Raw genomic sequence first — 22,356 nt, 5'->3', positions numbered from 1 at the left:
CAAATTTAAAGAACATTTGAAGTTTGTTGTCATAAAACTGAATGAACACACTGGTTTTTTGAATTCACTCTATTCAATGCTGAGACACTTATGAATGACTTAAGGTCCCAACTGGCCCAACAAAAACGTTACGACACGCTGTTTGTCAACGCCACCAAGGCTTTTGCCCTACTGGTGCTTTTATCTTTAGGCGGCATTTTAGTCTCTTTAATCATAGGGGCGTGGCCGAGCATTCAAGAGTTTGGCTTGGGCTTTTATACCAGCAATAACTGGGACACGGTTGCCAATGAGTACGGTGCGCTAGCGCCTATCTACGGCACGCTGGTAACCTCGCTTATTGCGATTGTCATTGCTGTACCCGTGAGCTTTGGGATTGCCATATTTTTAACCGAGATGTGCCCCACCTTTCTAAAAAAACCACTTGGTATTGCCATTGAGCTGTTGGCAGGTATTCCTTCTATTATTTACGGTATGTGGGGACTGTTTGTCTTTGCGCCTTTTTTTGGCGATCACATTCAGCCGTGGTTCATTGAGCATGTAGGCCCTTTACCTATTATCGGTGAATTATTTACGGGCGCGCCTATGGGGCTGGGCATGTTTACCGCTTCATTGGTCCTTGCCATCATGATCATTCCTTTTATCGCCGCTACCATGCGCGATGTCTTTTCTGTCGTGCCGGACTTATTAAAAGAGTCAGCTTACGGTATGGGGGCAACGACGTGGGAGGTCATGTTTAAGATTATCCTACCTTATACCAAAGCAGGCGTCGTCGGCGGCGTTATTTTGGGATTGGGCCGGGCACTGGGTGAAACGATGGCGGTTACTTTCTTAATTGGTAATGCCTTTAATATCAGTCCAAGTCTGTTTACCTCTGGGGTGACGATTACGTCGGCCTTGGCCAACGAGTTTGCAGAAGCGTCCAGTGAGCTACATCTGGCTTCCTTACTACACTTAGGTCTAATCCTATTTGTCATTACCTTCATCGTGCTGTCTCTGGCTAAGCTGATGCTGATGCGCATGGATAATAAAGCGGGCAATCGATAGGCCTGAGATGGACTTCTTAGGTTTGATTTAGGTTCGACAGACTTTGAGAGAGAGTGATAAAAGACATGGGAAATAAATATGATGCCTGCTAACAATGCAACCAACGCAATCAATGCGCCGTTACCAGTGAATACAAGTTTTGAAGGACGTTATAACAAACGCCTTTATAACAAGCGCCGCTGGGCCAATAAGCTCGGTCTAGGTTTTGCGATGTCGGCGATGGTTTTTGGGTTGTTTTGGTTGTTTTGGATTTTGTTTACGTTGTTTGTCGAAGGCTTTCAAGGCATCGTACAACTGCCTGTATTCACGGCCGATACCCCGCCGCCTATGAGTGCAGGCGGTTTACGTAACGCCATTGTCGGCTCCATCATGTTGGCCTTTTCAGGATTGTTTATCGGCGCGCCGATTGGATTGATGACAGGTATTTATTTATCTGAATTTTCTCAAGGCAGTATGCTTGGCAAAGTGACGCGCTTCTTAAACGATATTTTGCTCTCCGCACCATCGATTGTGATTGGTCTCTTTATTTATGCATTAATGGTAAAGGGACAAAGCTTCTCTGGCTGGGCAGGCGCGTTGGCATTAGCACTGATTGTGATTCCTGTGGTTGTGCGTACCACGGAAAATATGCTCAATCTAGTGCCCAACAGTATTCGTGAAGCGGCCTATGCACTCGGCACGCCTAAATGGAAAATGGTGACGCAGGTAACTATTAAAGCGGCGCGTGCAGGACTCACCACTGGGGTGCTATTGGCCTTTGCCAGAATCACTGGTGAGACGGCGCCCTTGCTGTTTACCGCATTGAACAATCAATATTTCAGTACCGACATGAGTCAGCCCATTGCCAATTTACCCAATACCATCTATCAGTTTGCAATGAGTCCTTATGACAACTGGCACACCTTGGCGTGGGCGGCAGCACTCCTTATCACGACCTCTGTCTTGGTACTAAATATTTTGGCGAGATTCATTGGTGGTCGCAGCCAAAGTAGATAGCAGTCAGACCAAATAAATCTGACGATACATCCCATGACATCGAGCATTTACTTGAACTTATATGAGCTTTAATTGAGCTAAGTTGGATAAAATTATGAATGACGTCATCAGCAAAGTTCGTACAAAAACGACTGTTAAGCGCTTCAATGAGACAACAAGCGATCAGACAAAAGGCAGTCTATTAAACAGACCTATGGCTACTAGCTCGCAGATGGAGCAACCAGATATTGCCAGCTTAGCCAAACAAACCCGCCACGACATTCCTAAAAACATGCCAGCTGCAAAAATGCAGATTCGTGACCTAAGTTTTTATTATGGAGATTTTCAAGCGTTAAAAAATATCAATATTGATATTCCAGACAAAAAAGTGACCGCCTTTATCGGGCCATCAGGTTGCGGTAAGTCGACATTATTACGTACGTTTAATCGTATGTACGATCTATACCCCGGTATGCGCGCAGAAGGTACTATCAATCTGGATGGCAACAATATCTTGGGTAAAGACATCGATGTGAACTTGTTACGCGCGCAGGTTGGTATGGTCTTTCAAAAACCCACACCGTTTCCGATGTCAATTTACGACAATGTTGCGTTTGGCGTACGCCTCTATGAAAAATTGAGCAAGTCTGAGCTGGATCATCGTGTGGAGTGGGCATTAAAGAAATCGGCACTGTGGCCTGAGGTCAAAGACAAGCTAAAAGCCTCTGGGTTGTCTTTATCAGGTGGGCAGCAGCAACGTCTGTGTATCGCGCGTAGTGTCGCAACCAAGCCTGAAGTGTTGTTACTCGATGAGCCAACGTCAGCACTTGATCCCATATCGACCGGTGCTATCGAGGATCTGATTGAGGATTTAAAACAGGACTACACCATTGCGATTGTCACTCATAACATGCAACAAGCCGCCCGCGTGTCCGACTACACCGTCTACATGTATTTGGGTGACATGATTGAGATGGGAGAGACGGATCAGATATTTACCAAGCCTGCCCAAACCGCGACGGAAGACTATATTACGGGTCGTTATGGCTAATATTGAGCGTCTTATTGTTAACCAGTATCCAGCGCCTGTCATTGGTTCAACTTAAAAGATATACCGTTTCACCAAAATATGGATTTTAGGGAATACCTCTTATGCAAAGTGATAAGCATATCTCCAAAAGTTTTGATCAAGATCTTGATGAAGCCATCCGTCTGTTTTTGTACATGGGCGATAGCGCGGCCAACCAAGTCACCAAAGCGATCCATGCGCTTATTGATAAAAATGAGGCGCTGGCGCAAGAAGTCATCGATATGGACTTTGACATCAATCGGATGGAAGTGGAGCTCGATGAGCACATTTTGTTACTGGTTGCCAAACGTCAGCCAGCTGCCAGCGATTTACGTTTGGTGATGTCTATCAGTAAAGGCGTGGTGGATTTAGAACGTATTGGGGATGAAGCGGTCAAAATTGCCCAGATGGCCAGTAAAATCTCGGCGCAAGGCAAGTCCTCTTATGGTTACGCGGAAGTTCAACACTTAAGCAACCAAGTTCGTCTCATGCTACACAACGCGCTCGAAGCGTTTAGTCAGTCAAATGCTGAGCAAGCGTTTGAGGTTATGCGTAATGATAACGTGGTCAATGATGAGTACCAATCGGCCATTCGTGCTTTGATGACCTATATTATGGAAGACTCTCGGCACGTCTCAAAAGTGATTAATATTATGTGGATATTGCGTGCGCTTGAGCGTATTGGCGATCATGCCCAAAACGTGGCTGAATTGGTGATTAACTATATTAGCGGTCAAGATGTGCGTCATTCAGACTATGCTCTGGTCGAAAAAGCGGTACAAGAAGCCAATGATCGCTTAGCTGCCCGACACGTGACCGCCATGTCAGCGACTGATTTTGAGTCGTCAGACAGTGATGAGGAATAAAAAATCTCTTGTTAACATTCGAGCACAGATATTTTTGGCAAAATAAAAAACGCGCGATATCGATATAGCGCGTTTTTTTAGATAGTAGAAAACAAAAATCAACGGTTAGGCTTCTGGCGTCCAACCTTGGGCACGCTCATAATCTTCGTTGTCCAAAAATTTATCGCGTTGTTCGGTTAAGAATTTTTTGGCCTCAGGATCCATCATGCTCAAATGGTTTTCGTTAATCAGCATGGTCTGATGTTCAAGCCATTCTTTCCAGGCTTTGTCTGATATCGTTTCTTGTAGCTCTTGACCCTTTTTATTAGGAAAAGGTGGGTGCGGCATCTTTGGTAATTCTTGCTTATATTTACGGCAAAACACCGTGTTGGCTTGCGGATTAAATGTCTCAGTCATAAAGCAGTCCTTATTCGTTGTATTAAGGTGTCAAATTAAATGGTCATATTCATCTATGATAACGGTCTTGGCAGATTTAGCAAAGGGTATCTGGTGTATAGTTTGCAGGTAGTATGACCAATAAAAAAACACCCACTATTTAGACGGGTGCTTTTATCAAAGTATCAGGCAAACTTCTTCACCAAGATATCAGGCAAACGCTTTTAAGCGCGCGCGACCATTGACCACGGCCTGCTTGACTTGATTGGGCGCTGTGCCGCCTAAGTGGTCACGCGCTGCCAATGAGCCTTCTAGTGTGAGGTAGTCAAAGACATCATCACCGATCGCCTCGCTAAACTGCTGTAGCTGGGCCAAAGACAATTCACTTAAGTCAACGCCCTCGGCGATCCCTAAAGCGACCGCATTGCCGACCACTTCGTGCGCATCACGGAACGCCACCCCATTACGGACCAGATAATCCGCCAAATCAGTCGCGGTTGCGTAGCCTTTCATGGTAGCGTCACGCATGGCATCGATGTTTGGAGTGATATTTGGTAGCATATCAGCAAAGGCCAATAGCGAACCCGTTAAGGTATCCACGCAATCAAAAAGTGGCTCTTTGTCTTCTTGGTTGTCTTTATTGTAGGCAAGGGGCTGGCTTTTCATTAGGCTCAGCAGGGTCATGAGTTGCCCAAAGACACGGGCCGCTTTACCGCGTACCAACTCTGGCACATCAGGGTTTTTCTTTTGCGGCATGATAGAGGAGCCAGTGCAGAAACGATCTGGGATCTGTACAAAATTAAACTGTGCTGACATCCACAGAATAATCTCTTCGCTCATACGTGACATATGCATCATGAGGATAGAAGCGGCTGAGGTGAATTCAATCGCAAAGTCACGATCTGATACTGCATCAAGCGAGTTTTGGCAAATGCCTTCAAAGCCTAGCAGCTCAGCGGTAATCGTACGATCGATAGGGAAAGTCGTACCTGCAAGGGCTGCACTACCAAGCGGCATCTGATTGATACGGCGGCGTGCATCGACGAGACGTTCAGTATCGCGATACAACATCTCAAACCATGCCATGACATGATGACCAAAGCTCACGGGCTGCGCGGTTTGTAGATGGGTAAAGCCTGGCATAATGGTGTCGGTGTGCTTGTCAGCCAAATCAAGCAAACCGCTTTGCAGGCGTACTAACAGTGCGATAATATTGTCCGTTTCTTCTCGTAACCAGAGACGAATGTCGGTAGCGACTTGATCGTTACGGCTACGCCCTGTGTGCAGTTTTTTGCCAACCGCGCCGATAATGTCCGTGAGACGTGATTCGACATTCATGTGTACGTCTTCAAGGGCAATTGACCAGTTAAACTTACCCGCTTCAATTTCGCGTAACACTTGCTGTAGGCCATCCACGATAGTGGCCACTTCGTCAGCAGTTAAAATGCCACACTTTTCGAGCATGGTCGCATGAGCAATTGAGCCTTCAATATCATGACGGGCAAAACGTTGGTCAAAACCAACGGATGCGGTAAAGGCTGCCACAAAACTGTCAGTCGCCTCACTAAATCGTCCGCCCCACATCTGCTGGCCCTGACTGCTTGTAGGACTGTTTTGTGCAGCGTTATTTGTTATAGAGGCATCTGTGCTAGAATCAGTGGCAGATGCGTTTACATTTGATTTGGGATTACTAGGGTTTGAAGAATTGGCATTCATATCGGTACAAGACAAGTCAAGAGAATAAGAGCTCAAGTATAGCAAAGGATGAGGTTGCCTTACTAGCGGAGCGCTTAGAGTTTTTTATTCCCAAGCTCATGGAGGTCTTGAAGCCTTGGCAGTGGTTGATATACATCTTTTTTTGGTCGTTGTTTGTGACGGTGACGAATCGCTATGACATCGCGACTTGGCCAGATTTTTTGATTCAGCTTTTGAGTAGGTTTCTTCAAAATGTCTTAAGCATTATGCCGTCTTTATATCTCATTGATTACCTGCGTCCAATCTTTAAAAGGATGAGCATACCCAGAGTCAGTATGTATGTCCTTGCCTTATTAATCATTACCTCTGTCATCTCAATGACGCTGATCATGCTGATTATGATTAATGTGGGCTGGTTTGAGTACGACCGTCAAACCTTCATAGTAAATATTTTATTTGATGCGATGTTTAGCGGTGGTTTTACCTTGGTGTTTTTACTGTACTTCTTACGTCGCTATCGTGAGTTAAACGCCCTAAAGCAGTCATTTGAGCGTAATTTAAGCGCGCAGAATGATGTGATTAAAGCCCGTATGGCACCGCATTTTTTCTTTAACACGCTGAACACGCTTGTGTCACTTATTGAGTCCAACCCAGCAAGAGCCGCCGCTTTATTGCAGCATGTTTCCGCGTTATTTCGTGCCAGTTTTAGTGGTGAGCGTGAGATTAGCTTTGAAGAGGAAATTGCGCTTTGTGAGCATTATCTGGCGATTGAGTCTAGCCGTTTGGCAGACAAGCTTGAGGTGAGTTGGCAGCTGCCTGATGAAAATATCATGTATGACATGGTTATTACTGCCTTAACCCTACAAAGCGTACTAGAAAAAATGCTGCTGAATGTGGTTGAGATGACCACAGAGACGATTTATATCAGTATTAAAGTGACGTGGCAGCAGCATCAGGTCGCCATTAAAATTGCTGTCGAGCTGCCCAAAAAGACTTTAATCATCAATCATGAGCTGCGCCAGCACATGGATTTTTATATTCAAGCTGAGCGTTTACGTGCCTATTTTGGTCAAAACGCTAATATCAAAAGTAAGGTCACCACCACCCAAATCATCACCATCATCAATTATCCGCTTCATGACGTCGGTTTATGACGACCGGTTTACTAGCGCTCGTTTCTCCCCTTTCTGCTTCGAATAAATAAGCATGGCATACTTATTGCACTGTGTTAAATATAACAGTCAATACATCAGTAGTCGGCACATAGAACTATGTATAGAGGTTAATAGAGGGATTAGTACCTTTGTTAAATAGTTAAATGTTTTTACGCTAAGTGATGGATGATAAATGTTAATACTATTAAAAACATATTAAGTCTGTCCTAAGGTGGGAGTTTGCATGCGTATCGTAGTTTGTGATGATGAACCGCTCGCGCGTGAGCGTTTGGTCAGGATTGTACAAGAATCAGGTCACCAAGTGGTGGCACAAGCAACAACAGGGGCAGAAGCCATTGTCGCTGTAAAAATTCAGCAGCCAGACATTATCTTATTAGACATTCGCATGCCTGAGATGGATGGGGTACGCTGTGCGCAAGAGCTTGCTAAGCTTGAGCACCCACCAGCGATTATATTCGTCACCGCTTATGATCACTATGCGATCGCAGCGCTCAAGGCCAACGCCATTGGTTATTTATTAAAGCCTGCGAATAAAGACGAGTTACTGGAGGCGCTGGATAAAGCAAAAAACCTAAATGCCGCGCAGTTAAATGAGATCCGTAAACTTGAAGACCCAACGGCACGCCCAGTACGCGAACACATCGCTGCCCGTACTCACCGCGGTGTTGAGCTGATTAAGCTAAAAGACATCTATTATTTCACCGCCGATCAAAAGTATGTCAAAGTACGCCACAAAGATGGTGTGGTGCTGATTGATGAGACGCTAAAAGAGCTTGAGCAAGAGTTTGGCGATCGCCTCTTTCGTGTACACCGTAATGCCATTATCAACCTCAGTTTTTTGGACTTTTTAGAGACGCTGGATGGGGGACAGTATCAGATACGCTTTAAAGGTATTAACGAGGCGTTAGCAGTGAGCCGCCGTCACTTGCCAGCATTACGCGATAAGATTCAAAGCATGTAACTGACTGTATTAATAGCGAAATAATCACGCCATATCATCAAACCCTTATTTATGCTTAAATAAGGGTATTTTTTGCGTCAGCATTTACGGTAAATCCTTCCTATCGCCATTTTTTGTGGCAAATTTGCGCTGTCTTTGATGACTGACATTTAAGTACTGACGCTCCAGTATCGAACTTATTGAGGCTTTCTATGAGCAATCTGCAGCAACCTGCTTTGACCACTTTAAACATCGCCACGCGCCAGAGTCCTTTGGCATTGTGGCAAGCTGAGCACATTCGTGATCGTTTATTGGCACTTTATCCTGAGCTGACGATCAACTTGCTAAAAATTGTCACTAAGGGTGACAAGATTTTGGACACACCTTTGGCGAAAATCGGCGGTAAAGGTTTATTTGTCAAAGAGCTTGAGCAAGCGTTGTACGACAAACAAGCAGACATTGCAGTACATTCGTTAAAAGATGTGCCCATGCAGCTCCCTGAAGGCTTGACGCTTGGGGTCTACTGCAAGCGTGCTTCACCAACAGACGCCTTTGTCTCCAATACTTACGATAGTATCGATGCGTTGCCACAAGGGGCAGTGGTTGGGACATCAAGTTTGCGCCGCCAGTGTCAAATTAAAGCGTATCGTCCAGATTTACAAATCAAGACCTTGCGCGGTAATGTTGGCACCCGCTTGGGTAAGCTAGATGCTGGCGAGTATGATGCTATTATCCTAGCAACCAGCGGGCTGCAACGTATTGAGCTGGACGAGCGGATACGCGGAGAGCTTGATATTGATGCTTGCCTGCCAGCGGTTGGTCAAGGCGCCTTGGCGATCGAATGCCGTGACGGTGATGACGAGGTGTTAAAACTGCTTGCACCGCTTAATGATGACAAAGCTCGTATTCGCCTCATCGCTGAGCGCGCGCTAAATCGTCACTTAGAGGGTGGGTGTCAAGTGCCGATCGCGGCTTATGCGGTTTTGCAAATGGCTGACGAAACCGATGCCAATAATGATCACAACGGTGACAATGGTAATAATGATAACGGCAATGTGTTGTGGTTACGAGGTCGGGTGGGTCAAGCCGACGGCAGCAAGTTGTTAAAATCTGAAAAACGGGTCACATTGATCGGCCCACAAGACGAGCAAGAAGCGCAGGCCAACCAGCTTGGTATTGATGTTGCAGACATGCTGCTTGCCGATGGTGCTGGGGATATTTTAGCAGCGATCTATCATCCTGAATAACGCATAAATGATGCAACTATTTGAGCAACCATAGGCCAGCCGTTACCTCTACAGGTCTGTGGTTAAGTCGGTTTTATCAGCGTTTTTCATGGTATATCTATGTCGTCAACTTACGTCAAGTCTAGGCAAAAAAGCCAAGCAATGGATCAATCACTATCATTGCCGCAAGTGGTCATCAACACTCGCCCGCTAGAGCGTGCAGCACCACTAACGCATCATCTACAAGCTGCAGGGCTGACAGTGGTTGATATGCCGATGTTGTCGCTGCAATCGCGGCCAGTAACCGATAATGATAGAACCTTGATGGGTCAATGGTTAACGGGTGACTATAAGGCGCTCGTTATCGTGAGTCCCACCGCGGCGGCTGCCGGTTTAGCGGTTTGGCAATCGCTTGTGCGTGAACTCAAATCGCAGGGCGGTACCGCTGAGGAAGCAGAGACAGAACTTGAGACGTTGAAGACACCCAGCCCTGTCATTGCCGTTGGGGCAGCAACCGCGGCTGTACTGAGTCGTGCCAAATTAGATACGACAAGCTATAGAGTACGGCAGCCTGACGTTGCCAATAATGAAGGCATGCTAGCCATGCCTGAGATTAAAACTCTGCAAGCAGGTGATAAACTACTGATCTGGCGTGGCCTTGGCGGACGACGACTATTGGTCGATACATTACAGGCACGCGGTGTGCATATTGATAGTATTGCTTGGTATGAGCGCACCATGCCTACTGAGGCGGCGACTCAGTATCAGCAGTGGCTACAAGACTTTTTGGCGCACAGATCCACGCAGGTTGTCGCTCCCTCAAAACAACCCAAACAGTCAAAGCCAATTGTGGTTATTAGTAGTGGTACGGCCTTTGAGCATTGGACAACGATTGTTACAGCAGCTGCAACACCTTTAACACCGCAGTCAGATAGTGTGGCCGCGAGCAGTGTAGAACCACATAAGGTACTTACGTTGTCAGATTTTGCCTACGTCGTGTTAGGGGAGCGCTTAGCCAACATGGTGGCAGAGCAGCAGTTAAGTCACTGGCGGGTAGAAGATTTGGCGCCAGAAACCATTCTCGCTGCTATTCATGCTAAAAACTAACATTTTCCTATGATTTACTTCACTATGTTTAAACCTATCCATAACGGTACTGTCTTATGCCAATAAATTCTGAATCGTTATCTAAGGATCCGTCTGCTGTTCAGCAGCGCCGGCAAGCAACGGTGTTTTTGTTGCGGCTGCAGTGGTTGGTTATTTTTTTGCTTATCGCCGCGATATTATGGCTATACATCAGCCAACAGCGTTTTGAGCATCATGTTAATGAGCGTTTGCAAAGTAACGAACAAGTCGTCAGCCGACTCAATGAGATGGATGATCGACTGTTTGCCATGAGTCAGCAGACGTTGCCAGAGCCTAGAGCGGCGGCCAGCAGTCAAGCGCAAAACCAGTTGGATTTATTGCGTATTCAAATACAAGCCGCTGATAGATTACTGGCCGATAATAACCATAGTGCAGCGATAGATTTGTTGCGAGGACTACATTGGCAGCTGTCACAAAGCAGTAATGAGATCGCCCCAGCGCTAACCGTCGTGATTAAACAAAGCCTAACAAAAGACATTGAACGCTTGCAGGCAAAAAGCGCGCAGCCCAGTCCTTGGCAATTACACAACCTCGGCATACAAAATATTCAAGATTTTTTGCACAGTCACGAGCGTTTTACTCATGCTGCGACACAGCCTCAAAACACTGACAGTGATGTGAGCCTAACGCGCAGGCAACTGATGATTCATGAAGTTATTATGACATTGAATCTGGCCAGTCAAGCCAGCAATATGCGCGAACGAGAGCCGTTAATTGGTTATTTGAGACAAGCGCGAAAACAGCTGAAAACCCTAGTTACCCAAGAATCAATGTCAGCAGAAACTGCGTCAAAAACCGCTACGACTAATAGTGAAAAAACGTCTCGTTCAACGTCGGCGGGCATAACAAACAAATCTCATGATACTAGTTTATCAACCAAAACTGCTCCCACTGACATCTCAGAAGTCATAGACTGGTTAGATCGATTGATTGCTAACGCACCAAAACCAACACCACTGTTAACCACCCAGATTTTAGACAAGCCTCAACGTTGATGGTCGTTGCTTGCCAGATTTATTGACCCAAAAAATAAGAGAAATTAAATTATGGAGAGTCCTAAACAGTCAGAAAATGCAACCACTGATGTCTCAAGCAGTCATTGCCCCAACGAATTGGCGCATTTTCCTATTATTCATCCCCAGCCCATTCATTGGGGTGAGATGGATGCCTTTAATCATTTAAATAACGTGGTCTATTATCGTTATGCAGAATCAGCACGTATTAGCTATTTGCAGGCACTTGGCATGTTTGATGGCAGTATGGTCACAGTGTTGGCGCAATCAAGTTGCCAATATTTACGCCCAGTGACTTATCCTGATACTTTGTTATTAGGGGTGCGTTGTCAGCGTTTAGGCAATACTAGCATTGTGATGGAGTATGGCTATTATAGCAGCGCCCAAAAGGCCATCGTCGCAACGGCTGAAGCGGTGGTGGTGCGGTTAGACAGTGATGGAAAAAATAAGCTGCCGTGGACAGAGGATGAACGTGAACGGTTACTCGCATTAGAGGCGACAGTCGAGCACACGCCTAAGGTTTAAAAAGAAGTATTTATCACTTAACAATATTCACCTAACAATGTAAAGGCACGCTAACCTTATGCTAGCGTGCCTTTTTTTATGTCAGTGATACTACTCACGCTGGTACTGAATCAGCCAGCGGTTTAAATATTAATCCTGCTTTGGCGCATGAACAAAATCGACCACGTTTAGATCAAAGCCTGATAACGCATAAAACTTCATCGGAGATGACAGTAAGCGCATATCACGTACCCCAAGGTGGCGTAATATTTGTGCGCCCACACCAATACTACGATACGGCTGCTGTGTAATGGTAGATAGGGATTGATTGTCTGAGGCTTTATCTAGCGCATCGCCCAGATCCACTGGTTGATGACTACCAATCCATACGAGGACACCGCAATCTGACGCGCTAATCTCTTCTAACGCGGATTGCACACTCCAGCCACTACGGCCTGTCGTATCGTTTTTGGCAGCGAATAAATCGCGCAGCGGATGGAAGCCATGTACACGTACAGTACTGACACCTTCGCTCACATCACCTTTGACCAAGGCCAAATGCGTCTCATCAGCGCCAAACTCACGGAAACGATGTAAGGTAAAGATGCCATACTCAGTTTCAAAAGGACGGGTCTCAATTTCTTCTACCGTTTGCTCATTGGCAATACGATAGTTAATAAGGTCAGCAATCGTGCCCATTTTGATACCATGCTCTTGTGCAAATACCTCAAGATCATCACGGCGTGCCATCGTACCATCAGCGTTGATGATTTCTACAATCACCGCTGCGGGCTCAAGGCCTGCTAGTCGTGCCAAGTCGCAACCGGCTTCCGTATGGCCGGCACGATGAAGAACGCCCCCATTTTGAGCCATGATGGGAAAGATATGCCCAGGCTGTACGATGTCTTCAGGTTTTGCTGAAGAAGAAACCGCGGCTTGAATGGTGCGCGCGCGATCGGCGGCAGAGATACCAGTCGTGACGCCTTCCGCCGCCTCAATGGACACGGTAAAGTTGGTGCTAAATTTTGCTTCATTGCGATCAGACATCAGTGGTAATGCCAACTGTTGGCAACGTGCTTGCGATAAGGTCAAACAGACCAAGCCGCGCGCGTGGGTAATCATAAAGTTGATGTCGTCTGGGCGCACATGGGTCGCTGCCATGATGATGTCGCCTTCGTTTTCGCGGTCTTCATCATCCATCAAGATGACCATTTTACCAGCACGAATGTCTTCGATAATTTCAGGAATCGTATGTAAACTCATAGGTAAGTCTCAATATTTTATTATTTATAGATAGGTGTGATTTGGAATATAAAGCGTTATCTGCCTATTGTAGCAGTAGATGGCAAAAAGCGCTGTTATGGTTAAGCAAAGCGCGTGGTAATGAAAGCAAGCAACTGCCGACGCTCATCGCTCATTACTTGTCTATACCTCTGTGGTGACATTTTAACGCTTTTTACCCAAGCGTGCTGCTTCATCTCTAAACTATAAGGGTTAGACGCTAAAAAATCGTCATAAGTTTTATCAATGATCGGTACAGCTGTCTTTCTTTGTGGGACGGTTTTAAGCCACAGTTTTAGCAATCAGTAGTGCTCATTTGTGAATGTTCAACACGCCCTAATACATTAGTCATTACTTGCGGCTTGGTTTTTTAACCAATCCATAAATTGCTTGCTGTGCTGCTCCCGCTGATTGTCCGCAAATGTGTAAAAGCTTGTCCCTAATAAATTATCAGGTAAGTAAGTTTGGGGATAGTAATGATTGGGATAATCGTGTGGGTAGGCATAGCCCTGACCGTAGCCTTGGGTGCGCATGAGCTTGGTCACGCCATTACGCAGATGGAGGGGAACGGGCGATGCGTCTTTTTCTGCCAACGCCATCGCGGCATTAATGGCTTTATAAGTGCTATTGCTTTTGGCGCTGGTAGCAAGATAGACCACCACTTGCCCTAAAATGATACGTGCCTCTGGCATACCAATGGACTGTACACTACGCAATGCGGCATCGGCGAGAAGTAGAGCGTTGGGGTTGGCATTGCCAATATCTTCACTGGCCAAAATCACCAAGCGTCGCGCGATAAAATCAGCAGGCTCACCGCCGACCAGCATCCGCGCCATCCAATATAGCGCAGCATCTGGATCGGAGCCGCGTACGGACTTTATCATGGCCGAGATGATATCGTAATGCTGCTCGCCATCTTTGTCATAGCGAACCAACGCGGTCTGTGCGACGCGGCCGACCAGCTCATTATCAATGACAAGCGGTGAGTGCTGCGCATCAGCGGTTTGCACCGCAAGCTCTAACACATTCAGTGCTTTTCGCGCATCGCCATGAGCCAACTGACTGATGGTATCTTGGGCTTGTAAATCGATTTTCAGTTTTTTAAGCACATTGTCTTCTGATAGTGCTCGTTGTAACACCGCACTGATTTGCTCAGACGTTAACGGTTCGAGACGATACACTTGGCAGCGTGATAACAGCGCATTATTGACGCTAAAGGAAGGGTTTTCAGTGGTCGCGCCTATTAAGGTAATATCGCCAGACTCTACCGCACCCAATAGCGCATCCTGCTGAGCTTTATTAAAACGGTGAATCTCATCGATAAAGACCACAGGTGATTCAAAGCTCAATGAATCTTTATTGTCTAACACCTCACGCAACTGCTTAACCCCAGTGTTTAAGGCAGAGAGCGCATGAAAAGGTCTGCCAACCGCGTCAGCCAATAGCATGGCGATGGTTGTTTTACCGATACCTGCTTCGCCATGCAAAATAATGGAGGGCAAATGTCCTTGTTCGACCAACCGTCGTAGGGGGGCGCCAGCGGCCAAAAGGTGCGCTTGGCCAATGATGGCATCAAGCGTCGTAGGGCGCATACGTTGGGCAAGGGGCGTGTCGGCATGAAAGTTAGGGGGCATAGGACTCTCTATTGTGAAATAAAACAGCGCGCCATCATTCTAACAGCGGGGCTTAAGCAGCATTGTTACAAATAAGCTGCACACTAAGTTTGTTATTTATACTAAAAAACAGATTTTTGTGTCAAAAAAGCGGCACTGGTAAAAACAGAATGGTCAATAATAACATTAGACATCAGTAGGAAAAGTACGCTAATTTGTATAACTCATTATTTCCAATCACGGTTATCAATACTGTATAGGCTAGGCTAACGCAGATTTACGTTATTAAAAGTCAGCAAAGTGTACCGCTTATGTCCCAAATATTTTTTATGTAGCAAACACTTTGGTTTTTAAGTTTTATCCCTATTAATGCTCTACTTCTACTACTAAACGTCCTTTAATAAGCGTGCCGACTTACAAACAGTCCATTAAGCATAAGGTATTTTGTGAATGAAGTCTCAAACGATTGTTAAACGTTTGGCGCATCGTTGTTTACCGTCAAAAGGCGCACAGCAGCACTCACGGTTACTTAGTGATGGTGAAAAAGCGTTGGCGCATTCAGTGTTCGGTGACAGTATTCACCTTGATGAGGTGCAGCTAAAAACCGCGTGGTGGGTACTGAAAAACTATGCGGTTAGTCCGAATGGCAATATTTACTTTCATCCAGCAGATTGGCTTGTGGATTTTAGCCACGCATCTCTTAGCAAACAAAGTTGGCTGATACATGAATTAACCCATGTGTGGCAGTTGCAGCAAGGTGTAAAAGTAGTGCGTGGCGCGCTTATTGATCGCCGTTATGACTATGTGCTCGAGACAGGAAAGTCGTTTTTTAAATATGGTATCGAGCAGCAAGCACGCATGGTACAGGACTATTTTATCCGTCGTCAGCGGGGACAGGACTGTCAAGACTTAGAGGCCTGCATACCGTTTTTAAGGGTAAACGCTGTCGATAAGGCGGTGTCAAACCAATGAGCAATGCGTGGTCGCGATCATTTTAGTGTTTAATCATTTGCCTTAACAAGGATAGCTATTCTCATGTTTAAATTTTCGCCAGCAAAGTCTGTGCTTGACGCTAGCCATAAAGCGAATAAAGATGTGGTCAATAACCTGCGTCTTAATCAAGCTGCCAGTTTTCGTCAGTCACCCACTTGGCTTGCAGTCACACTAACGGGAATGCTGTTTTTGACCGGTTGTCAGCAGCAGCCAGACACTCAGCCTATGCCAGAGGACAGTCAGAGCACGGAAAAAACGAGTGCTGAGGACAGTAAGCCTATGCCGCAAAGTGATTCGGCTGCAGCGCGTATTGAGCAGTTTCAGCCTTTATACGTCGCGCAAGTACAAGGGCTACAGCGCCGTCTACAAGCCGAGTATGAATCGCTGCAAGCCGCTGATGCGTCAGACAGTGAGAATTTGTTGTTAACCACTGAAGCCACTGTCGATGCTGATAGTAGCAATTCGGAGCAAGTGGCTGAAATAGCGCCTGCGAATGCAGAAGAGGCTATTGCCACAGACAGTGACGCTAACGCTGCTCCTGAGGTTGATATCAATACCAGTACGGAAGTTGGCGAGCGTGATTTAACTGTATTAAAGCGTATTAGCTTAGAGCCGCGCAAACCCATTATGCGAACGGAAGATCAAATTATTGATCGCTACCAGCAAGCAATGGAAGCGCTCTACCAACCAGTGACGACACCGCTTAGTGCAGAAGATGTCGACACCTTGCTTAATATCGCGACATTAGTGCCGCAATTGTTTGAACATGCAGAGATTGCTGGACGGGTGAGTGCCAAGAGTCCTGCATTGGCACGGCTGATTATTCAGCATCAAGTTTGGGAGCAAATACAGGCTCAGCAAGTGATTGATATGCAGCAGATGAAAGTAGATCAACAAAAAGAGTTTGAAGCGCTTATGGCAAAATTTAACGACACGATTGAAGACTATGATGAGCAAATCGCTAAATATGAGCAGACGTTAAGAACGTTTCAATAATTCATCAAGATAAAGCTTGGACCAGCCACAGTTGAATGGAGACGGTGTTTGAGCAAAGACTATGATGATCAAAGCGTTAAAGCATTAAAAAACAGACAATAAAAAATCCCGCACATTAGCGGGATTTTTTATTAAGCGAGGATTATTTTTGCTTATTTACGATCTTCAGTTTTTACAAAATCGCGACGCGTTTCACCAGTGTATAGCTGACGTGGGCGACCGATTTTGAACGGTGCACTGTGCATCTCTAACCAATGGCTGATCCAACCAGACGTACGGGCTAGTGAGAAGATTACCGTAAACATTGACGTTGGAATACCGATGGCTTTTAGGATGATGCCAGAGTAAAAATCAACGTTTGGATACAAGTTACGCTCGATGAAGAATGGATCTTCTAAAGCGATTTTTTCAAGTGCCATCGCAAGTTCAAGCTTAGGATCATTGATGCCGAGAGCAGCGAGTACTTCGTCACAAGTTTCTTTCATGACTTGAGCACGTGGGTCAAAGTTCTTATAAACACGGTGACCAAAGCCCATGAGCTTCACTTCGCGGCTCTTCACTTTTTCCATAAACTCAGGCACGTTTTCAACCGAGCCGATTTCATCTAGCATCTCAAGAACGGCTTCGTTAGCGCCGCCATGTGATGGGCCCCAAAGGGCTGCGATACCAGCAGCGATACAAGCGTAAGGGTTGGCGCCAGTAGAGCCCGCTAGGCGGACAGTAGACGTTGATGCGTTTTGCTCATGGTCAGCGTGCAAGGTGAAGATTTTATCCATTGCGCGGGTGATAACATCGTTGGTCTGGTAATCCACATCAGCAGGTGTCGCAAACATCATGTATAAGAAGTTTTCAGCGTAGCTAAAGTCATTGCGTGGGTACATGAACGGTTCGCCCTGTGAGTATTTATAACTCATCGCAGCAAGCGTTGGCATCTTAGCAATTAAACGAATAGCAGTGATTTCACGATGCTCTTCGTTACTCACATCTAGGTCTTCATGATAAAACGCTGATAAGGCACCAACGACACCAACCATAATCGCCATTGGATGCGCATCACGGCGGAAGCCTTCAAAGAACTTACGCAATTGGTCATGAACACCAGTATGCTTACGGATTTTTTCAAAAAAGTCTGCTTTTTGCTCACTGTTAGGCAGGTCACCATGAATCAGCGCATAAGCAACTTCTAGATATTCAGCATTGTTTGCTAGCTGATCGATAGGGTAGCCACGGTGTAGTAACTCGCCTTTACCGCCATCAATGTAGGTAATCTTTGATTCAACAGGAGCCGTTACTTTAAAACCAGGGTCATAAGACCAAAATCCTGAATCTTGTAAAGCAGCAATATCGATAACTGGGCGCCCTAAAGTACCTTTAATAATAGGAAGTTCGTACGCTTCCCCATTTACGGTTAGTTTGGCATTAGTGTCAGCCATAAATTGCTCTCCATTGGTTTTAGCTTGTTAGAATAAAATTGCTATAGACGCATACCCTCGCGTCAGCATTCGTCAAATGGTCAAAAAGTGTTTAACACATTTGATACGCAGGGTATATTAGCAGTAATTCCTTATGATTTGAAAAGACTTTTCACCACAATGCCGCTCATTGGTACGGTTTAGTCGTGTTTATTCACTGTAATTTTTGTATCAAAATATGTCTGTTTGGTTATTTTACTAAAAAACCTGCTTTTTGTAGCAGTAAGTGAGACTACATTATTGAGGGTGGCTTTGAAGGATTTTCCCAGAATAAGAAGACAGTTTTTACGAAAATGTGTGGCAAAAACAGACAGAGCATGAGTAGCGGACAAAATAAATAGGGGGTAAATTCTAGCAATTCTAAGGGTTTTTAGACCCGCAGGCTTGCCTATTTCTATTTATTTGTTGGCTCAGTGTTTGTCTTTTACTACTTAAGGGATAAATTTGTAATTATCGTCCAGTCATTTTATAATTAGAGGCACTTAACTGGCACTAGCTTTGTGCGAATTGATAAGTGGTCATGATATAGTGTCGTTTAGAGCCTTCACTATTCGTACTGGGTTACGACTCAATGATGTCTTGATAGATAAAAACCTTTATTTCAGGTTCGAATGTTCTTGTTAACTGTTCTATTTTTAAGTACTTAGCCTAAGGTTGATGTCGATACAGATGACAGCGTAACGTTATCTTTTTTGATATCACCAGTAAAAATAGACTAGTTAATCGATCTTACTCATGTTTATTTTCTTTGTTGTATAATAGATGGGTTGTTTTATTGACCTGTCAATTTGACGAGCAATATTAAACAGTTTATCAATACTCTGTATCCCCTGATCGTTTCTTCATATTTAGCGCAAACTAAACGAAGTCAGCTAGCTCTTCCTTACTTTATTCGTCTCGTGTGTTGCTCAATGCTTAATTGACACCATTGATATTAAGCGTTGATAGCAGATACAGGAGTATAACCGCAAAAAGGATGCCCGCTGTGAAAAGCAACCGACCTATTGATCTGCCTCTAAGCCAAGTGATTAGCGTTAACCGATCACCGATTGCGATCGCCTCAATTCTGCATCGTATCTCTGGCATTATTTTATTTTTATTGATTCCTGTCATGTTGTGGTTACTACAAAACTCATTGGCATCGCCTGAGAGTTTTGCAACCGTATTTGACAACGTACTTGTGCGCTTTTTAGCATGGATTTTTGTTGCAGCGATTGCTTATCACTTTGTGATGGGTATCAAGCACTTATTTGCTGATATGGGCATGACTGAAGAGCTAAAATCTGGCCGCGCTGCCTCTATGGCCAGTTTTGTGATTTCAGCGATACTAATTGTCGCGTCATTTGTATGGGTGATGTTCTAATGATTAAAAATGATTCAGGAATCAAAAGTGCGACTGGTCTGACAGGCTCAGGCTCACGCGATTGGATTGTCCAGCGCATTAGTGCTGTCGTTTTAGCCGTTTATAGTGTGGTGTTGCTGGGTTTCTTTTTGACCCATGGTGATGTCACTTATCTTGAGTGGGCATCGTTTATGACCAGTCTGCCAATGCGTCTGTTTAGCTTAGTGGCTGTACTGGCATTAGCTGGTCACGCTTGGGTTGGTATGTGGACGGTATTTACCGATTACATTACGTCTGGCAAGATGGGTGAAAGCGCACCAAGACTACGTTTGGTGCTACAGACCTTAATGATTATCGCCGTCTTAGTGTTTCTATTTTGGGGCATCATGATTTTTTGGGGTACAGGCTTCAGTGTCGTTGCTATTTAACGAGTTGACTACCCTAAACGTGATACTTTTATCTTTTTAATGACCGACTGTTAAGTCCGCTTTATTTATGGCTTAGGTCTTTAAATGCAGTTAGTCAACAGTCATATAAGATTCATCCGATCGTGCTGGGTAATAGATTCACCACAACATCATGATGAATATGCAAATTTTAGTAAGTGGTTGCAGGTTGTCTGAATAAGAACAGTTAAGCTGTGTGGGTGGTAGCAGCCGTACGTCGCTACGTTAGCAGAAAGACTGGTTTAGGCAACTCTTGTATTTACTTCACAGGCATTAGGAAAACCGTAATGGCAACAAGACAAGATAATACCATTAGCAATATCAAAACCCTCAACTATGATGCTGTCATCGTTGGTGGTGGCGGCTCAGGTATGCGTGCTTCACTACATTTGGCTGAAGCGGGCATGAAGGTTGCAGTCCTGACCAAAGTATTCCCAACGCGTTCGCACACCGTCGCAGCTCAGGGTGGTATCGGTGCAAGTTTGGGTAATATGAGCAATGATAACTGGCACTTTCACTTTTATGACACTGTTAAAGGGTCAGATTGGTTAGGTGACCAAGACGCCATTGAATATATGTGCCGTGAAGCGCCAAAAGTGGTCTATGAGCTTGAGCACATGGGCATGCCGTTTGACCGCAATGAAGATGGGACGATTTATCAGCGTCCGTTTGGTGGTCACACGTCAAACTATGGCGAAAAAGCCGTACAACGTGCTTGCGCTGCTGCTGACCGTACTGGCCATGCACTCTTACATACGCTATATCAAAAGAACCTTGAGCAAGGTACTGAGTTCTTTATCGAGTGGATTGCACTTGATTTGATCAAAGACGAAGCTGGTAACATCAATGGCGTTGTGGCGATTGAGCAAGAAACGGGTACGATTGCTGTGTTCCAGTCGCCGATCACTGTCCTAGCGACAGGTGGTGCAGGCCGTATCTTTGCTGCCTCTACCAACGCTTATATTAATACTGGTGACGGTATTGGTATGGCGGTTCGCGCAGGGATTCCATTGCAAGATATGGAGTTCTGGCAGTTCCATCCTACAGGCGTTCACGGAGCTGGCGTCCTGTTAACGGAAGGGTGCCGCGGTGAAGGCGCGATCTTACGTAATAAAGATGGCGAAGCTTTCATGGAGCGTTACGCGCCAACGGTAAAAGACTTGGCACCGCGTGATTTGGTTTCACGTTCTATGGACCAAGAAATTAAAGAAGGCCGTGGTTGTGGCCCTAATGCCGATCATATCGTAATGGATATGACCCATTTAGGGGTAGAGACCATCATGAAGCGCCTGCCATCAGTATTTGAGATTGGTAAAAACTTTGCCAACGTCGATATCACAAAAGAGCCTATCCCTGTTATTCCAACCATTCATTACATGATGGGCGGTATTCCAACGACGATTCATGGCCAAGTGGTTGTGCCAAATCTAGAAGCTGGCACTGATGAAGACGGGTTGTATGCAGAAGGCACGGTCATCAAAGGACTTTATGCTATTGGTGAGTGTGCTTGCGTGAGTGTTCACGGTGCCAACCGTCTAGGTACCAACTCACTGCTGGATTTATTGGTGTTTGGCCGCGCGGCTGGTAAACACATCGTTGATGAATTCCACCATGCGGATCATAACTACAAGCCACTAGATCCTCGCGTACTTGATTTTACCGTGCGCCGTTTAGACAAGCTGCAGCAGTCAACCGAAGGCTACAATGCGCAAGACGTCGCAGACGAGATTCGTGCGACCATGCAGGCACATGCTAGTGTGTTCCGTACGCAAGCGATGATGGACGAAGGCGTTGAGAAGATTTTAGCGCTGGGTGAGAAAATCGAAAAAATCCACTTGGCAGATAAATCACAAGTGTTTAACACAGCACGTATTGAAGCTTTTGAAGTTGCTAACTTATATGAAGTAGCAAAAGCGACAATGATCTCTGCCGCCAAGCGTCATGAAAGCCGCGGCGCTCATAGTGTGTCTGATTACGATCGCCCAGAAGATGACGACTATGCACCAAATGGCCGTAATGATCACGATTGGATGAAGCATACCTTATGGTATTCTGAAGGCAACAAGATTATTTATAAGCCAGTTCGCAAAGTGCCATTGACTGTTGATTATATCGAGCCAAAAGTTCGCGTCTATTAATTCTAGACGGTACGCCTGATATATAAGACAGCGTAAACGTTTTATCC

At 45.4% G+C, this 22,356-nt stretch carries 20 protein-coding genes; 15 read left to right on the top strand and 5 right to left on the bottom strand.

Annotated features, from left to right (window positions below):
• Positions 1-90 precede the first annotated feature (90 nt).
• The 4 genes from pstC (at position 91) to phoU (ending at position 3,954) form a co-directional block, all read left to right on the top strand.
• On the top strand, positions 91-1,044 hold the full coding sequence (gene pstC, locus JFC06_RS07770; protein ID WP_198334584.1) for a phosphate ABC transporter permease subunit PstC: 954 nt from the start codon (positions 91-93) through the stop codon (positions 1,042-1,044).
• Positions 1,045-1,125: 81 nt separating this feature from the next.
• Positions 1,126-2,040, top strand: a complete 915-nt coding sequence (gene pstA, locus JFC06_RS07765; RefSeq protein WP_198334622.1) for a phosphate ABC transporter permease PstA — start codon at positions 1,126-1,128, stop codon at positions 2,038-2,040.
• Between the two features lie 94 nt (positions 2,041-2,134).
• Complete coding sequence (pstB, locus tag JFC06_RS07760) at positions 2,135-3,070, top strand: phosphate ABC transporter ATP-binding protein PstB (RefSeq protein ID WP_406947931.1); 936 nt, start codon at positions 2,135-2,137, stop codon at positions 3,068-3,070.
• A gap of 101 nt (positions 3,071-3,171) precedes the next feature.
• The gene (phoU, locus tag JFC06_RS07755; RefSeq protein ID WP_193005812.1) at positions 3,172-3,954 is read left to right on the top strand and encodes a phosphate signaling complex protein PhoU; all 783 of its coding nucleotides are present in this window, start codon (positions 3,172-3,174) and stop codon (positions 3,952-3,954) included.
• 105 nt (positions 3,955-4,059) lie between these two features.
• Here the strand turns inward: phoU and JFC06_RS07750 are convergent, their stop codons facing one another.
• Positions 4,060-4,350 carry an oxidative damage protection protein gene (locus tag JFC06_RS07750; protein WP_198334583.1) on the bottom strand — a complete coding sequence of 97 codons (291 nt, stop codon included), beginning with the start codon at positions 4,348-4,350 and terminating at the stop codon, positions 4,060-4,062.
• A gap of 189 nt (positions 4,351-4,539) precedes the next feature.
• Positions 4,540-5,913, bottom strand: a complete 1,374-nt coding sequence (argH, locus tag JFC06_RS07745) for an argininosuccinate lyase (protein ID WP_198334620.1) — start codon at positions 5,911-5,913, stop codon at positions 4,540-4,542.
• Positions 5,914-6,290: 377 nt separating this feature from the next.
• On the opposite strand from argH, the gene JFC06_RS07740 reads away from it, so the two are divergent.
• The 6 genes from JFC06_RS07740 to JFC06_RS07715 all read left to right on the top strand — a co-directional run bounded on the left by JFC06_RS07740 (position 6,291) and on the right by JFC06_RS07715 (position 12,049).
• Positions 6,291-7,178 (top strand): histidine kinase, encoded by an 888-nt coding sequence (locus tag JFC06_RS07740; protein ID WP_227670200.1) that lies wholly within the window; start codon positions 6,291-6,293, stop codon positions 7,176-7,178.
• Positions 7,179-7,422: 244 nt separating this feature from the next.
• A complete protein-coding gene (locus JFC06_RS07735; protein WP_193005815.1) occupies positions 7,423-8,160 on the top strand; it encodes a LytR/AlgR family response regulator transcription factor in 738 nt (245 codons plus the stop codon).
• A gap of 191 nt (positions 8,161-8,351) precedes the next feature.
• Positions 8,352-9,386, top strand: a complete 1,035-nt coding sequence (gene hemC / locus JFC06_RS07730) for a hydroxymethylbilane synthase (protein WP_198334581.1) — start codon at positions 8,352-8,354, stop codon at positions 9,384-9,386.
• A 141-nt stretch (positions 9,387-9,527) separates the two neighbouring features.
• Complete coding sequence (locus tag JFC06_RS07725) at positions 9,528-10,472, top strand: uroporphyrinogen-III synthase (RefSeq protein WP_227670201.1); 945 nt, start codon at positions 9,528-9,530, stop codon at positions 10,470-10,472.
• Positions 10,473-10,528: 56 nt separating this feature from the next.
• The gene (locus tag JFC06_RS07720; protein WP_198334579.1) at positions 10,529-11,506 is read left to right on the top strand and encodes a hypothetical protein; all 978 of its coding nucleotides are present in this window, start codon (positions 10,529-10,531) and stop codon (positions 11,504-11,506) included.
• A gap of 51 nt (positions 11,507-11,557) precedes the next feature.
• Entirely contained in the window at positions 11,558-12,049 is a 492-nt protein-coding gene (locus JFC06_RS07715) for an acyl-CoA thioesterase (protein WP_198334578.1), read from the top strand.
• A 129-nt stretch (positions 12,050-12,178) separates the two neighbouring features.
• Here JFC06_RS07715 and ribBA read toward each other — a convergent pair whose 3' ends face one another.
• Both ribBA and JFC06_RS07705 read right to left on the bottom strand, forming a co-directional pair.
• Positions 12,179-13,291: a bifunctional 3,4-dihydroxy-2-butanone-4-phosphate synthase/GTP cyclohydrolase II gene (gene ribBA / locus JFC06_RS07710; protein ID WP_198334577.1), complete on the bottom strand. Its 1,113-nt coding sequence runs from the start codon at positions 13,289-13,291 to the stop codon at positions 12,179-12,181.
• Positions 13,292-13,653: 362 nt separating this feature from the next.
• Positions 13,654-14,943, bottom strand: a complete 1,290-nt coding sequence (locus JFC06_RS07705; RefSeq protein WP_198334576.1) for a replication-associated recombination protein A — start codon at positions 14,941-14,943, stop codon at positions 13,654-13,656.
• Between the two features lie 429 nt (positions 14,944-15,372).
• On the opposite strand from JFC06_RS07705, the gene JFC06_RS07700 reads away from it, so the two are divergent.
• A complete protein-coding gene (locus JFC06_RS07700) occupies positions 15,373-15,894 on the top strand; it encodes a type IV secretion protein Rhs (RefSeq protein WP_227670202.1) in 522 nt (173 codons plus the stop codon).
• 63 nt (positions 15,895-15,957) lie between these two features.
• A complete protein-coding gene (locus tag JFC06_RS07695; RefSeq protein ID WP_227670203.1) occupies positions 15,958-16,911 on the top strand; it encodes a hypothetical protein in 954 nt (317 codons plus the stop codon).
• A gap of 152 nt (positions 16,912-17,063) precedes the next feature.
• Here the strand turns inward: JFC06_RS07695 and gltA are convergent, their stop codons facing one another.
• The gene (gene gltA, locus JFC06_RS07690) at positions 17,064-18,344 is read right to left on the bottom strand and encodes a citrate synthase (RefSeq protein ID WP_198334575.1); all 1,281 of its coding nucleotides are present in this window, start codon (positions 18,342-18,344) and stop codon (positions 17,064-17,066) included.
• Positions 18,345-19,359: 1,015 nt separating this feature from the next.
• Between gltA and sdhC the strand changes: the two genes are divergently transcribed.
• The 3 genes from sdhC to sdhA all read left to right on the top strand — a co-directional run bounded on the left by sdhC (position 19,360) and on the right by sdhA (position 22,309).
• On the top strand, positions 19,360-19,746 hold the full coding sequence (gene sdhC / locus JFC06_RS07685) for a succinate dehydrogenase, cytochrome b556 subunit (RefSeq protein WP_193005824.1): 387 nt from the start codon (positions 19,360-19,362) through the stop codon (positions 19,744-19,746).
• 2 nt (positions 19,747-19,748) lie between these two features.
• Entirely contained in the window at positions 19,749-20,153 is a 405-nt protein-coding gene (gene sdhD, locus JFC06_RS07680; RefSeq protein ID WP_227670216.1) for a succinate dehydrogenase, hydrophobic membrane anchor protein, read from the top strand.
• Positions 20,154-20,458: 305 nt separating this feature from the next.
• Positions 20,459-22,309 (top strand): succinate dehydrogenase flavoprotein subunit, encoded by a 1,851-nt coding sequence (gene sdhA, locus JFC06_RS07675; protein ID WP_193005826.1) that lies wholly within the window; start codon positions 20,459-20,461, stop codon positions 22,307-22,309.
• Positions 22,310-22,356 lie beyond the last annotated feature (47 nt).

The sequence above is a fragment of the Psychrobacter namhaensis genome (assembly GCF_016107545.1).
In the GTDB taxonomy this organism is placed as follows: Bacteria; Pseudomonadota; Gammaproteobacteria; order Pseudomonadales; family Moraxellaceae; genus Psychrobacter; species Psychrobacter namhaensis.
The sequence above is the reverse complement of the archived record's forward strand: the minus strand, read 5'-3'. Positions and strand labels throughout refer to the sequence as shown.

Bases quoted from the DNA above. Each gene is read 5' to 3' on its own strand.
- pstC (WP_198334584.1), top strand. From the start codon at position 91: ATGAATGACTTAAGGTCCCAACTGGCCCAACAAAAACGTTACGACACG.
- JFC06_RS07725 (WP_227670201.1), top strand. From the start codon at position 9,528: ATGGATCAATCACTATCATTGCCGCAAGTGGTCATCAACACTCGCCCG.
- JFC06_RS07705 (WP_198334576.1), bottom strand. From the start codon at position 14,943: ATGCCCCCTAACTTTCATGCCGACACGCCCCTTGCCCAACGTATGCGC.
- JFC06_RS07735 (WP_193005815.1), top strand. From the start codon at position 7,423: ATGCGTATCGTAGTTTGTGATGATGAACCGCTCGCGCGTGAGCGTTTG.
- phoU (WP_193005812.1), top strand. From the start codon at position 3,172: ATGCAAAGTGATAAGCATATCTCCAAAAGTTTTGATCAAGATCTTGAT.
- pstB (WP_406947931.1), top strand. From the start codon at position 2,135: ATGAATGACGTCATCAGCAAAGTTCGTACAAAAACGACTGTTAAGCGC.
- JFC06_RS07750 (WP_198334583.1), bottom strand. From the start codon at position 4,350: ATGACTGAGACATTTAATCCGCAAGCCAACACGGTGTTTTGCCGTAAA.
- JFC06_RS07695 (WP_227670203.1), top strand. From the start codon at position 15,958: ATGTTTAAATTTTCGCCAGCAAAGTCTGTGCTTGACGCTAGCCATAAA.
- sdhA (WP_193005826.1), top strand. From the start codon at position 20,459: ATGGCAACAAGACAAGATAATACCATTAGCAATATCAAAACCCTCAAC.
- pstA (WP_198334622.1), top strand. From the start codon at position 1,126: ATGCCTGCTAACAATGCAACCAACGCAATCAATGCGCCGTTACCAGTG.
- JFC06_RS07720 (WP_198334579.1), top strand. From the start codon at position 10,529: ATGCCAATAAATTCTGAATCGTTATCTAAGGATCCGTCTGCTGTTCAG.
- hemC (WP_198334581.1), top strand. From the start codon at position 8,352: ATGAGCAATCTGCAGCAACCTGCTTTGACCACTTTAAACATCGCCACG.
- JFC06_RS07715 (WP_198334578.1), top strand. From the start codon at position 11,558: ATGGAGAGTCCTAAACAGTCAGAAAATGCAACCACTGATGTCTCAAGC.
- gltA (WP_198334575.1), bottom strand. From the start codon at position 18,344: ATGGCTGACACTAATGCCAAACTAACCGTAAATGGGGAAGCGTACGAA.
- JFC06_RS07740 (WP_227670200.1), top strand. From the start codon at position 6,291: ATGCCGTCTTTATATCTCATTGATTACCTGCGTCCAATCTTTAAAAGG.
- ribBA (WP_198334577.1), bottom strand. From the start codon at position 13,291: ATGAGTTTACATACGATTCCTGAAATTATCGAAGACATTCGTGCTGGT.
- argH (WP_198334620.1), bottom strand. From the start codon at position 5,913: ATGTGGGGCGGACGATTTAGTGAGGCGACTGACAGTTTTGTGGCAGCC.
- sdhC (WP_193005824.1), top strand. From the start codon at position 19,360: ATGCCCGCTGTGAAAAGCAACCGACCTATTGATCTGCCTCTAAGCCAA.
- JFC06_RS07700 (WP_227670202.1), top strand. From the start codon at position 15,373: ATGAAGTCTCAAACGATTGTTAAACGTTTGGCGCATCGTTGTTTACCG.